5 protein-coding genes are annotated in these 15,035 nt (G+C 34.2%); 2 read left to right on the forward strand and 3 right to left on the reverse strand.

From position 1 onward, the window contains the following. Positions 1–4: 4 nt before the first annotated feature. Positions 5–3,235, forward strand: coding sequence for an efflux RND transporter permease subunit (locus tag P700755_RS03300; protein WP_015023335.1), 3,231 nt, complete (start codon positions 5–7; stop codon positions 3,233–3,235). Positions 3,236–3,671: 436 nt separating this feature from the next. On the opposite strand, the gene P700755_RS18575 is transcribed toward P700755_RS03300, so the two are convergent. The 3 genes from P700755_RS18575 to P700755_RS03315 all read right to left on the reverse strand — a co-directional run bounded on the left by P700755_RS18575 (position 3,672) and on the right by P700755_RS03315 (position 7,503). After that, positions 3,672–4,850, reverse strand: coding sequence for a TlpA family protein disulfide reductase (locus tag P700755_RS18575; protein WP_015023336.1), 1,179 nt, complete (start codon positions 4,848–4,850; stop codon positions 3,672–3,674). Positions 4,851–5,512: 662 nt separating this feature from the next. Then, positions 5,513–6,541: a CBASS cGAMP-activated phospholipase gene (locus tag P700755_RS03310; RefSeq protein WP_015023337.1), complete on the reverse strand. Its 1,029-nt coding sequence runs from the start codon at positions 6,539–6,541 to the stop codon at positions 5,513–5,515. Between the two features lie 254 nt (positions 6,542–6,795). After that, positions 6,796–7,503: a hypothetical protein gene (locus P700755_RS03315; protein WP_041758122.1), complete on the reverse strand. Its 708-nt coding sequence runs from the start codon at positions 7,501–7,503 to the stop codon at positions 6,796–6,798. A gap of 618 nt (positions 7,504–8,121) precedes the next feature. On the opposite strand from P700755_RS03315, the gene P700755_RS03320 reads away from it, so the two are divergent. Beyond that, the gene (locus P700755_RS03320; protein ID WP_015023339.1) at positions 8,122–14,172 is read left to right on the forward strand and encodes an alpha-2-macroglobulin family protein; all 6,051 of its coding nucleotides are present in this window, start codon (positions 8,122–8,124) and stop codon (positions 14,170–14,172) included. Positions 14,173–15,035: the final 863 nt, after the last annotated feature.

Raw genomic sequence — 15,035 nt, forward strand, 5'->3', positions numbered from 1 at the left:
TCTTATGAAAAATGGTATTGCTGGTAAACTAGCCAACGCATTTATGACTTCCAAAATTACAGTCTTACTTATGGTTGTATTTATGGCCGTGGGAATTTATGCTGCTTTATTGATTCCACGAGAAGAAGAACCACAAATAAACGTGCCTATGGCCGATATATTTGTTGGCTATCCTGGTGCGAGTCCTAAAGAAATTGAATCTAAAGTTATTATTCCTTTGGAGCGTGTTATCTCTAATATTGATGGTATTGAATATGTTTACACCACCTCTATGCAGGGACAAGGAATGCTCATAGCGCAATTCTATGTGGGTGAAGATATAGAAAGGTCTTACGTAAAACTTCATGATGAAATTATGCGCCATATGGATGAAATTCCTGAGGGCGTTACTCAGCCACTTATCAAAACAAGATCTATAGACGATGTGCCAGTCGTTGGCCTTACGCTTTTTAGCGAAAAGTACGATGACTTCCGCCTTAAACAAATCGCCAATGAACTGATTTTGGAGATTGAAAAGGTGGAGAATGTCGCTTCTAGTGAAGTCATTGGAGGCAGAAGTAGAGAGTTGAAAATTAATTTTGATCATCAAAAAGCAGCTTCCTATAATTTAGATATTTTGAGTGTTACCAAGATGATACAGGCTAACCACTCCAAGTCCAAAAGTGGAACTATACAGACCAAAGACGAAAACATCCTCATCACCACTGGAAAATTCATCGAAACTGAAAGAGACCTAAAGCAAATAGTTGTTGGCACTTCTGGAAACAGACCCGTATATCTGCATCAAATAGCAAATGTAGAAGAAGGTGCAGAAAAACCTAAGAACTATGTGGAGTTTGGCTTCGGTGCTGCAAGTGCAGAACAGGCAAAAATGCCTTCCTCCTATTCTGCCGTTACCCTATCTATTGCAAAAAGAAAGGGCGCTGATGCCATGCAAGTTGCCGACCAGATTTTGGCTCAACAAGAACGCTGGGAACAATATATAATCCCAGAAGGTGTGGAACTCGAGGTGACTCGTAATTATGGAGAAACAGCATCACAAAAGGTATCCGACTTACTTTTCAATTTACTAAGTGCAATCATTGCTGTAACCTTAGTTGTTATGTTATCTATGGGATGGCGCGGCGGACTTGTTGTCTTTATTTCTGTTCCTGTTACGTTCGCTTTAACAATGCTTAGTTACTATTTATTTGGTTACACGCTAAATAGAATCACGCTTTTTGCACTCATTTTTATTACCGGGATTGTAGTCGATGATTCTATCATCATTACAGAAAATATACACCGGCATTTCAAAATGAAGAAACGATCCTTAAGGAACGCCGCCATTTATGCTATAAATGAAGTAGGTAATCCTACTATTTTAGCTGCCTTTATTGTTATTGCTTCTGTACTTCCCATGGCTTTTGTAAGTGGCCTTATGGGTCCTTACATGAGTCCAATGCCCATTGGTGCATCTATTACAATGATTCTTTCTCTATTTATAGCGCTTACCATTGTGCCTTACTTGGCCTTTTATTTTTTGAAAGGCGATGGCAAACAAGACGATGGCGAAGAGGATGATGAAGAAGCTATTAAGAAAGCCGACAAACTCGGTGATGAAAAATTAAAATCGACCCGAATTTATAAAATTTATGAAAAAGTACAGAGACCACTTCTAGAGAGTTCTAAGAAACGTTGGCTTTTCATTGGAAGTACATTTGTATTGCTTATCGCTTCTGTACTTTTATTCTTAAATGAATCTGTTTTGGTAAAAATGCTTCCCTTCGATAACAAAAACGAATTTCAAATTGTTATTGATATGCCAGAAGGTACTACACTGGAGCGCACGCAAGCCGTCACATTAGAAATTGCAGAGTACGTAAAAGACCGAGAGGAAGTGGTTAATTATCAAACCTACGTTGGTGCTGCTTCTCCCATCACCTTTAATGGGCTTGTAAGACATTACGATCTTAGAGATGGTGATCATCTAGCAGACATTCAGGTAAATATTACCAATAAGAGCGAACGAAGTGAACAAAGCCACGATATCGCAAAATCGTTTAGGAAAGAGGTAAAAGCCATTGGTGATCGCTATGGCGCAGCTATCAAAATTGTGGAAGTCCCCCCGGGGCCACCAGTGCTATCAACAATTGTTGCAGAAATTTACGGACCAGATTACGAAGAGCAAATCAAAATTGCACAAAAGGTAAAGGATATTTTACACGAGACCCAAGATGTGGTCGACATCGACTGGCGTGTAGAAGCCGACCAAAAGGAGATTGAATTTAAAGTTGACACCGAGCGAGCCAACCTAGAAGGCATAAGCACTCAGCAAATTGTTGAAACCATGCGGTTGAGTCTCGGGAATACTTCCATTGGTAAGGCTTACAGAGAAAATGAACCTGAACAAGTTAGCATAACCTACTATACACCAAACTCAGAAAAGTCCAGTACCAAGGATCTTTTAAAATTAAAAGTAAAGTCTCAGCAAGGACATACCGTAAACATCGGCGACCTAGTAAATCTGGTAGAACAACCTATTGAAAAAAGCATCTACAGAAAAAATAAGCGCCGTGTAGTATATGTCACAGCAGAAATGGCTGGAGAACTAGAAAGTCCCGTTTACGCCATATTGGGTATGGAAAAGTATCTTAAAGACATGCACTTACCAGAAGGCTACTCTATAGAAGAATTGTACACAGATATTCCTGTTGATACAGAAGATTACTCTGTAAAATGGGATGGTGAATGGCAAATTACATTGGAAGTATTCCAAGATCTTGGTATTGCTTTCTTAGTGGTTATTTTTATCATTTACATGCTAATCGTTGGCTGGTTTCAAAGCTTCCGTTCCCCAATTGTGATGATGATTGCTATTCCGCTTTCATTAATAGGAATTATTTTAGCACATTGGCTGTTCGATGCATTTTTTACAGCAACTTCTTTTATTGGAATGATTGCTCTAGCAGGAATTATGGTTAGAAATTCCGTTTTGCTTATCGATTTCATAGAAATCCGCCTCAACGAAGGTATTGCCTTTAAGCAAGCCATCATTGAAGCAGGTGCCGTAAGAACCACACCCATTTTACTCACAGCAGGAACCGTGGTCATAGGAGCAGTCGCCATACTTTTCGATCCTATTTTTCAAGGTCTTGCCCTGTCTTTGATGGGTGGAACAATTGTTTCAACATTCTTAACCCTTATTTTGGTTCCTCTTGTCTTTTATATAGTGATGAAAAATAAGTATAAATAATAGGGCGTTTCAACGTGCTGTCCGTTTCTAGTCCGCAAGCCAAAAGCTGGAGATTCTAGTGCTGTAAAGGAGCTTCTTAGGTCGCTCTCCACAGCCAAGACTCTCTGGCTTTTGGCTTTTACGGGCTATCCACTTCCATCACGAACGCAGAGAACTTTGAGATAGAACTAATAGTTTGGGTTTATTAAACAACATTTATATATCAGTTGTTAATGAGAAAAATTAAAAAAACAAATAGCCTACTAGTCACTAAAGTGAAGAAGAAAGGATGACACTTCTAAATCTGAAAAACCACTCCAAAACCAACTCATCCCAATAGGATCATCGACGAAAGATCGATACAGACATTCCCAAAGGATCGGGGCATTAAGGTGAGGTTACCGAAAATTCGGCATAAGCTATACCGACAACAACAATCATAAATTATTGTTGTCAGTTATTTTATCCACTTCTTTAATAAACTATCAATCTCTTTTTCGTTCTTTTCGCTATGTCCAACCTTTGAATACACAATTTTTCCTTTAGTATCTATGATGTAGAAAGTAGGATAAGCTCTAACTTTATATTCTTTCGTGACTTTATGATCCACGAAAATTGTTGGATAGCTCATTTTATTTATCTCAATAAAGTCATTCAGTTTTTCTTTATTCTTTTCTTTATTGTCAAATGGATTTAACCCAAGAATTACTAAATCCTTTGCAGAATATTTAGTCCTTAATTCATTTAGCGATGCTATTGCTTTTATGCAAGGAAAACAGTCCTTGTACCAAAAGTCTAAAATGACATATTTTCCGTTATGATCTTGTAATGTAATTGAGTCTTTTTCTTTAAATCTTAATCCTTTAAATTTTGGCGCTTTCAAACCAATAGCCAATGGCTCCATTTCTTTAGGATTAGGTTCTTTATAATCTTCAATTTCATAGTCCTTAGTTAATCTATCAAACTCCGATTTTAATACTTTATCATTTACTTTATTAAATTTCTCATTTGAAAAATGCCATTCATTATATTGCCATTCGTTTTGAAATTTTACCGAATAAATAATATCTTTCAAATAGTTATCATCATTAAAATAAAATATCTTTGTCTGTTTTTCAATTGGTAATTCGTCTTCAAATGCAAATTCTATCGTATTGAGATTCTTTTTACCTATTAATGTGTCATTTAACTTTGCGACAATAGTTGAATCTTTTAGATATTTCGAAAGCCTGTTAGGTTTAAGAAAATAAGAGTCTAAAACTCCGCTTACCGTATTACCTCTTATAACCCCATCTTGTCCTTTTTTCGGGAAGAATTTTGTTATTTTTTTGCTGTTATGATTAATAATATAGATGTTCTCTAAATCATAATATCTGTCGATACTATCATTTTTAATCCAAAAACTACCACCGAAGATAGTATCTAACTTATGTTTGATTAGTCTACAATTTGAATAGTAGTTCAATGTATCCTCATCAGAACTGAAATATTTCATTTTGTAATGAACATCATATTCCCAAGATTCAGAGTTCAATATTCGATTTTCAAATTCAGATACAATCGAATTCGCTGTGTTTTCTTTCTGACAACTAACTATAGTAAGACATATAGCTAAAATGTAAAATATTGTTTTCATAAATTATTGGATAGAGGTTTTTTGTCAAATTATGCACAGAACCAATATAAACCCTATTTAAATCTCCAGCATAGGCTCTCTATCTATTAGAACGTTGTTTTTATTTTCATCTAAACTATCACTTTTATGTATTATCCAATGGTCTTTTCCATGGTTTTGTTGTGAATAGACAAAACTCGAGTATTTATTTCTTTGGTTTTAGTGAATTGATGCTTCTTTCTTTGCTATGTTAACGAAAGCCTGACCACAGAACATAGCTAGACGCCTCGATGACTTGAGTTTGTATGTATGCACTTAAGTTTGTGATGAGCTACACAATTAAAAGAGAAGGACTCTTCTTAGCCTCTTTTGATTTGTCTTTACCAGCGTTTTCAATAATTGAGTATAAAGAGCTTTTATCATTATTTTATTTTTCTGACTCTTTTTTTACTATATAATGAATGATAAAAGGTGCATTAACATCATCAACAAAAGTATTTATATCTTTTTCACTTTTGAATAATGAATCTCAATAGTTTTTCTGTGAGAATTGTGTAATACAACTAAATTTTTCCCTATTGTTTTAGAAAGTAATAGTGTTTCCTTTGGTATTGAAACACATGAGGTTATCAATGCAATTGTAATTGAAAATAAATTAAATAGAGATTTTACAGTATTAGGTTTTAGCTTTGGTAATTGATAAGTTTTTCTACAATTGCATCTAGTTCTTTATCTATACTCTGAATTGAAATATATGATAAACCATCTTCCTTTAATTTTTGTAAGTTCTCAAGGGATGCGTTGTCCATTTCAGTATCAGCTGTTATTATTTCAGGTTCAAGGCGGTGATAATCTTTTTGGTCTTGTTCTTCTAATGTTCCAAATATTTGTTTTAAATGATGGTGGACAGTTTTAGAATTACCAGACATCATTATTTCTATAATAGGTTTAATCCATCCAATGGCTCCCCAATCTTTGGCTTTCTTATATTCGTAACCTTTACTTACACTACCTGTCCCAATAGATACAATCATCATATTTTTAGCAGACGGAAAGTTTTCCATATTTTCAAAAGTCATAGACCTAACTTCTGAGTAGGCGACTAATGAGGGGTTGTTCACAAACACACCACCGTCTATTAAAGGATAAGGAGTTCCTAGATCATTTTTAACTCGCGCAGGTTCGAAATAGGTTGGGGCTGCAGATGTAGCTCTAGCAACATCTTTAATTTTAAAATTGTAAATGTCATTATTTGATTTGTGCTGCTTAAAAAAATGAGGTTTACCATTTCTTATGTCGTAAGAACTAATTATACAGGGTTTTAATAAATTTGATAATTTCAATTCTCCAAATGTATCTTCAAGAGCTTCTTCAAGTTCAGAAGCGTTATATTTTTCATCTGCTAGACCATTTAGGCTTTTTATTTTTTGCCAATTGCTAACATCAAATATGTCATCACCTCTATCTAAATAGATATTTACCGCTTCTTGAGCAGTTAATTTGGGACGGTTTTCTTCATTGGGTGTTAGATAAGCTAAAGCTAATATACCTCCTGTACTTGTGCCTGCCATAAAATCAAACATATCAGATAGTTTAACATTTGAGTCTCCCATTTTCTCTTGAAGTTTTTGTTCGATTTGGGTTAATACAATGCCGGGTAAAATACCTCGTATTCCTCCACCATCTAGGGATAGAATTCTGATTTTTTTCATGATTTTTTTATTTAATTTATATTCTTTTAATGATAGCCAACATCCATATAGACCCAATTCAAATCTTAGGTATAGGGAATATACCTATAAAAAAGTTGTTTTTTTAACTGAACTAAGACTTTTGTATGCTTTATCCAAGGGGCTTTTTGTTAACCACTAAAAATACTGTATTTGAGATTCTAAGGCAACGAAGGTCTGCCAACAGTATTCATTGATCTTTTTCACTTAAGGACAAACACAGGTTTTCGTCATCTTCATTTCGTACTGTCTTCTATAAATGCCCATGGACAACAGTTTGTCGTATCAGAGTTCAATGAAATTTTGAGTTCCTCTTGATTCCATTCTACATCATAATAGCGGTATCTCTCAAAGAGCAAGTTGTAAGCCGATTTATATAACCCTATACTTTTTAGATAATTAAAATTCTCTAGAGCTTTTGCATCTGTCAATGAATCTTCAAATTCTCTAATTTCAATCAATTTGAAAAGCGTGTCATTGACGTGGTCTACATTGTAAGGGATTGCAATGTCTTGGCACAATATGATCGATACTTCTTTTAATACTTCAAATACGATTGAGTCGTTTTGCTCTGTCCTTCTTCTATCCCAAAACTCTCGGTAGTACTTTGATCTAATTTTTTCAGAATCATGGGTGATGAGCAGACTGTCAATGATTTCATCACACGGTTTATTCACGTCTCCTAGAATCCAACACCAATCGTAGCTGTAGTTATACTCTAGAAATAATCTTCTATATCCAACTTTTTTGAAAGTCTCGTGCGCTACTTTAATATTCTCGGAATTTCTAATCCAAATCGAGCGATCAAAGTCCTTATCATAAGGGTCATAAAAGCTCAACATGTTTTCCACATAATATACATTAGAGGAATCAGAATTCTTGTCATACTCGCAGGAGGTAAGTCCAAGAACTAAAAATATGAATGTGGTAATTATCTGTTTCAAAGTTTTCTTTCTAATGCCCTACAACATCCGTATAAACCCTTTTCAAATCTTCAGTATAGAGTATACATCTTTTATAGGTACAGTTTTTTTTAACTAAATTAAGACTTTTACATACTTTATCCAAGGGGCTTTTAGTTAACCCCCTTAAATCCACAAGTAAGAATTAAGATAGCTAATTTCATTTTAATTGTATTCAGAATGATGCAACTAAAATGAAATTGGCTATTTCAACGTTCATTTTTACTTATTTTTTACTTTTTCTATTGTAGGCCTAAATCATTGAAATTTCATTTTTGAGAAGAAATAAAAAAGAATAAAGAATAAAGAAATTAACTATCTTATTTTAAGCAAATTATATTTTACGTTCGTATTTCCATTTCTATTTTCGATATGAACAATGTGTTTTCCAATAGCAGAAACGCCAGGGAAGTAGCCACGTTTCATTTCATAACAGACCCTTAGTCTTATTTTTGAATAAGGCTGTGATCAAATGAGAATAATGTAATTGGTTTACTTTAAATAAAAGTATAGGACTTATTGAACATAAAGAAAAATAATCCTTGATCTTTTGCATTACATTTTAAAGATTGTTTAGTTTTATAAAGTATCTCTTGGTTTATGAAAAACATCAATCTCCTTCTACCCTTTTTTTTCATTTTTTTTGGGATTCAAAGTTTATTTGCTCAGGAAAATTTTGAAAAGCAGGGAAGTGAATTCACCTATATTTTCAAAATTTCATCAGATCAGGCACTATCGCTTTATGAAAACAGTCCAACTGAACTAGATAAAGCTTTTTTTGAACAACTCATCGATTCTTTTCCTCGTTATGAAACCTATCAAAAGCAACTTCCAGTTGGGCATTATGTAAAAACCAATGCACAAAAAAATGTTCAACGAACCTATTATCAATATGTAGCGGATTTTGAAACCTTTGTCTTTAACAATTCAAAAGACTTAATTATTCAAGTGTATGAAAAAGATGGGGGAATTATTAAAAACGCTGTGGTTTTAGTAGAAAATAAAGAAATTTTGTTTGATGAAAAGCAAAAAGCCTACTTCAAAAAAAATGCAAACAGCAAAGGTATGCTAACGGTAAAGCATGAAAATTTCACAGCCTATTATTATTTGGAAAGAACTAAAAACAGCTCATTTTTAAGCAGAAGTTCTAAAAATTTGGCTTACAAATATCCCACAAAATATATTTGGCTACCCATAGAATATGTAGCCATGCTTCCCATAGATGCTGTAAAATCTATAAAATATTCTTACGCCACAGGTAAAATATGGACATCTAAATTTTTTTTAATCAAGTGGTTTAAGCAATTCACGTGTTGGTCTGGCATAGACGACTACCATTGCGAATCTGATAGTGACGATTATGAAGTCGCTTATTTTGTTTTCAATAAACCCAAATTTAAACCCAATGATACTTTAAAAGGAAAGGCTTTTATTTGGGATAGAAAGGGAAAAGCATTGGACGAGGTTTTGACTTTAAAATTATATAAAAATAACAGAAACGCTATTGAAGTCGGAAAAATTAAACCTTCTCCAAATGGAAGCTATTCTTATAAGTTACATTTACATGATTCATTAGAACTATATTTAGATAAGTCATATTCCTTAAGATTAGAAGATAAGGATGGAAACAAAGTAGCTCAAAAACATTTTTCATTTGAAGATTATGAGTTAAAAGGAATTCGGTTGGACATGCAGGTCAGCGCAAATGAACAATTTAACGGCGAAGAACTAGAAGTGACACTCCATGCTAAAGACGAAAACGATTTACGAATAGTAGATGGCAGTATGGAAATTCAGCTACTTACTGAAAAATCAGATTTTCAAGCTGAGGATTATGTTTTTGTACCCGACACGCTTTGGACTCATCAACCTGATTTATCTTCTTCAAAACCCACTAAATTCAATATTCCGAGTACTATTTTCCCCAAAGCCAATGTGGAATATAGACTTTTGGCGAAATTAAGAACAAGCGACCAAGAATACATTCAAGCCTCAGAACAAATAAAGTATCAATTTGAAGCTGAAAAATTTGAACACCACGTTTTAGGAGATAGTATTTTAGTTGAATTCCTTCAAAATGGAAAGAAAATAGCTTCAGATTTTAGTATTGAAGCCATAGACCACTTTGGCAATTCAACTGAAATATACAAGGAAACAACTCCCTTTCAATTTCAAATTAATGCTTTACAAAAAGCCTATCTATTCAAGACCAATGATGTTGAAAAAAAAGTTGATTTAAATTCAATTTCAACAGGAATAAATGCTCGAATGCTTAGGGGAAAGGATAGTGTATTTATAAAAGTAAATAACCCTAACCAGTTGGTATTTCACTACCACATTTTCAAAGAAAATAAGGAAATAAAGCGTGGTTTTGGAAGTGAATTAGATTTTTCAGCAGCAGAAAAACACGTTAAAGACTATTACTTAACACTCAATTATGTATGGTCGGGAAAAGTTTTGGAGCGAAATTTTGTGATGCCTATAAACGATAAAAATTTAAGTCTAAAAGTAAATCAACCTAAACTAATTTATCCGGGACAAGAAGTTGAGGTAGAGTTGGAAGTGCTAAACAACAAAAAACAACCTGTTGAAAATGCAGATGTCCTAGCCTATGGAATGACGAGTAAATTTGATTACACTCCCAACCGAATAAAAAACTATTCTACAAAACCAAAAAACAGAAAACTAAGGAATTACTTCAAAATAAACGAAATTCCTAACCAAGTCTTTGAAGAACATCTGAATATAGAAAGGTGGAATACTTTAGCCGATTTAAAAAAGCTGAATTATTACAAATTAGTTCATCCGGCTAAAGAAATTTTTAAACAAGAATACGAATTGGAAAATCAACCAACACAATTTGCCCCTTTTGTAGTAGATGAAGGCGATATTTTGCCGGTACATATTATTTACGTCAACAAAAAACCGATTTATTTTAGCGATATGACCAATGTGCAACCCTATTCATTTTCGGTAGACCATAGAAAGGTTCAGGTGCAACTGAGGACTGCAAATCATCTCATTACCTTAGATTCTATAGCGTTTAAAGTTGCTCATAAAACCATTTTTAGTTTAGATGTAAACCATAACTACCCAGATGTAAGCATAGAAAAAAAGCTGAGTAAATTAGAAGAATATGAGCGCAATAGATTATCGACCTATATTATGCCTTATAGAGTGATGACTAATGAGTTTGCCTATATACAAAACAAAGAGCGATTTCATCTAATGCAGACTACTTCGGTTAGCTATTCAAGTCATTCCTATTTAGGGCCTATCCATAACCAAGAACTGAGGTTTGTTCAAAATAAACAATACGAGTTGAGCTTCAATTTAGAAAGCAATTATAGATATGAATTTGGACCCAAGCACTTAGTCCAAAGACCTTTTTCTAAAAGTAGTTATCCTACTTTTCTAAACAATCAAACAATTCCTAGTTTTTATGATTTGGCACTAACCGAAAACAGAATTAAGGCCTTGGGAGAATTAAGTTTAGCAAAAACTAAACAAAATTTCAAGCTATTCGATTATCCTAATCATACTAGCCGAGGAAACGGAACCTTACGTATTGAAAAAGACAAAACACCGTCCACTATTTTTTTGGTGAACTTAAAGGATAAAGAAGATTATCGCATTTACAAGGGCAGTCAAAGTAGGTTTGCAAACTTAATACCAAGCACATATCGTTTAATTTTCATTTACGACAATGAAGATTACAATATAAAAGAGGACATCGAAATAAAACCAGACGGAACTACTTATCTGAAGATTAATAACCTTGATATACTTAAAAGAGACTCTTTTAGCGATGCTATTTCTGCAAGCATAAATGAAATTATTTTAGGTAAGCAAATCTCTAAGCAAGAAGGAAAAGAACAGCAACGCGAACTTAAAGAGGTGTATGATAAGTATGAAACATTTTTGGGAGACCATTTCCTTTTTGAAGGAACAGTTATTGATTTTTCTGGATTACCACTTCCTAGTGTAAGCATTAGCGTAAGTGGAACTGATTATGGAACCACTTCAGATTTCGATGGAAATTTTCAACTTAGAGTACCTAAAGAATCTAATCTAGTAGAAATACAATACATAGGTTATGAATCACAAAAAATAGCAATACATACAGATGTATATCAGCAAATTATATTAATGCCCGACTTTGTAAGTTTAAGTGAGGTTGTAATTACTGGTTACTCAAGTAATAAAATGAGAAATGAAGCTGCAGTGTATAGTGAAATGGCAAATTTTACTGAAAATCAGGATGATGTTGGCTATCTTCCTAATTCACTATTAATTCAACTGCTTCAAGGTACGCTTGTTATATCGGCTGAAACGATTGAAAATCGCCCTAACTCAAGTTTTATTCAATTGCTTCAAGGACAAGCTGCAGGTGTAAGAATTACAACTAGTAATGGTCAACCTGGAGGAATTGATTTCGTAAGAATAAGAGGTGTTAGTTCAATTAGTGGCTTGTCTAAACCATTAATTATAATAAATGGTGCTGCTTATGATGGCGATTTTTCTTCTATTTCGGCAGATTTAATACAAGATATAACCGTATTAAAAGATGCAGCAGCCAGGGCTATTTATGGAAGTAGAGGAGCAAATGGGGTATTACTTATCAACACTACTCAAAGCGATTTGCAAACAGATGAAGAAGGAACAGATTTGCTGCCAGATTTTGCGGTAGAGTCTAGTGAAGCCAATAGCATTAGAACGAACTTTAATGATGAAGCTTTCTGGAGACCCAGTCTAACTACCAATAAAGAAGGGAAAGTAAATTTCAGCATTACCTATCCAGATGATGTAACCAGTTGGGACACCCACTTTTTTGTGGCAACAGAAAGTCAACAAACGGGACAAACTACACAAAATGTAAAATCCTATCGACCATTAGTAGCGCAATTGCGTATCCCACGATTTTTAATTGAAGGCGATAGCGTTTTTGGAATAGGCAAAGTAAAAAACTACCTAAAAGATACTATTTCAATACAAACTCAGTTTGCAATTAATGAGGAAATTCAGTTTTCTAAAGACAAAGAAATCTTTGATTTTGGGGCAGATGAATTAAGCATACATGCAAAAAGTTTAGATAGTTTGCAAATTAGTTACCAAGTGATCCGCAAAGACAACAACTATTTAGACGGAGAACAATTGCGTATTCCCGTTTTCCCAAAAGGAATGGAAAAGGCAGAAGGAGAATTTATCAGGTTGCAGCAAAATGATACTTTATTATTGAATTTCAATACTGATTTAAGCGAAGTTCAACTTCAGATCAATGCTGATTTCCAACAAATTTTACAAGAAGAATTAGACATTGTAATTAACTATTTGCATGACTGTAACGAGCAAATTGCTTCCCGACTAAAAGCGCAGCTCCTCAAAAGGAAAATCTATCAACAACAAGAGCGTACTTTTGAAGACGATAAGGAAATTAAAAAGTTAATTCGGTTGCTTCAAAAAAACCAAAAATCCAATCAACTTTGGGGTTGGTGGAGAAATTCAAGTGTTAATTTATGGGCGAGTTTAAATGTAATGGAAGCATTGCTGATGGCAGGTGACCAAGAGTTTAAAGTGAAATTTGACATGGAAGCGATGACACAAAAAGTAACCGATAGGTTTTTTCTAGAAGACCAAGTTTCCGTTCGTTTACAGCTACTTCAGTTACTAGATGTATTGAAAAGTGATATCAATTACCTTCAAGAAATAGAAGAATTGCTTGAAGTTGAAAGCCTTTCTGTAGTTGAAAAATTCAAATTATGGGAATTGTATCAAAAGCATGGTGGCGAAGTTCCAATACTTGATTTGATGCCATACCAAAAAGAAACTGCTTTAGGAAATTGGTATTTTGAAGCGGAAGAAAAACACATTTTTCATCCCTATAAAAATTCAATACAAGCCACTTTAATCGCTTACCGTATTTTAAGTAAAATGGATCTAGAAAATGAAGATTTGAGTAAAATAAGGGATTATTTAATTATACAACGAAATAAGGACGGATATGCCAATACCTTTGAATCTATGAAAGTAATAGAAACGCTTCTGGATGAAGTGACAGAGCCAGTAGATTCGAAAATCAAGTATCAAATTCAAATTAATAATGGCGCTTGGCAAAATTATGATGTACTTACTATTTCTCAGGTTTTACAAGCCTCAAACCAAGTTAGGATTACCCATACTGCGCAGTTTCCACTTTATGTGAATTATGTTCAAACTTACTTTGATCCTGAACCAGAAAAGCGAGATGATTTATTTGAAGTCGAAACCCACTTTGAAAACGAATTTGGGGAAACAATTCAGTCAAATGAAATAAAAACGGGAAATCCAGTCAGTTTACAAATAGAACTGAATGTGAAAAAACAAGCCGATTATTTTATGATAGAAGTACCTATTCCATCTGGTACTAGTTACCACGAAAAGAAACAATTTCCAAATGAAACACATCGGGAATACACAAAAGACAAAGTCTATATTTATGTAGAAGCATTGGATGTAGGAACATACACTTACACTATAAAATTGATGCCGAGATACAAAGGAAGTTACCAGCTAAATCCAGCCAAAGCAAAACTCATGTATTTTGAACAATTTTATGGCAACAATGAAATGAAGAAGCTTGAGGTTGTTGAGACGGGAGATGGTAGTGAGTAGTGATTAGTCAGCAGTTGGTAGTGAGTATTAAGAAAAAAAAATTAAAAATCTGTGGTATCTGCGGGATGAAAATAAAATATCCTATTTAATATTAGAAGTGTAGTGTAAAAAGTAGACTGTCATTCCAAGCAAAACGTCATTCCGACGACAGGAGGAATCTCTTTCCGTTTTCAGTGATAAAGATTCTTCACTTCGTTGCTCTTCGTATAGAATGACAGGGGAAATGCCACTCACAAAGCAAAATGTCATTCCGATGATAGGAGGAATCTCTTTCCGTTTTCAATAGAAAAGATTCTTCACATCGTTGCTCTTTGTTCAGAATGACAAGTATTAGAATTCCACTCATAAAGTACACTGTCATTCCGACTATAGGAGGAATCTCTTTCTGTTTTCAGTAATAAAGATTCTTCACTTCGCTGCTCTTCGTTCAGAATGACACGGGAAATACCACTCACAAAGCAAAATGTCATTCCGATGATAGGAGGAATCTCTTTCCGTTTTCAATAGAAAAGATTCTTCACATCGTTGCTCTTTGTTCAGAATGACTGGGGAAATACCGCTCATAAAGCAAAATATCATTCCGATACAAAATGTCATTCCGACGACAGGAGGAATCTCTTTCCGTTTTCAGTGATAAAGATTCTTCACTTCGCTGCTCTTTGTTCAGAATGACTGGGGAAATACCGCTCATAAAGCAAAATATCATTCCGACGACAGGAGGAATCTCTTTTCGTTTTCAGTAATAAAGATTCTTCACTTCGTTGCTCTTCGTTCAGAATGACAAGAAGTAGCATGCCACTCATAGAGCAAAATGTCATTCCGACGATAGGAGGAATCTCTTTTCGTTTTCAGTAATAAAGATT

The sequence above is a fragment of the Psychroflexus torquis ATCC 700755 genome (genome assembly GCF_000153485.2).
Classification (GTDB): Bacteria; Bacteroidota; Bacteroidia; order Flavobacteriales; family Flavobacteriaceae; genus Psychroflexus; species Psychroflexus torquis.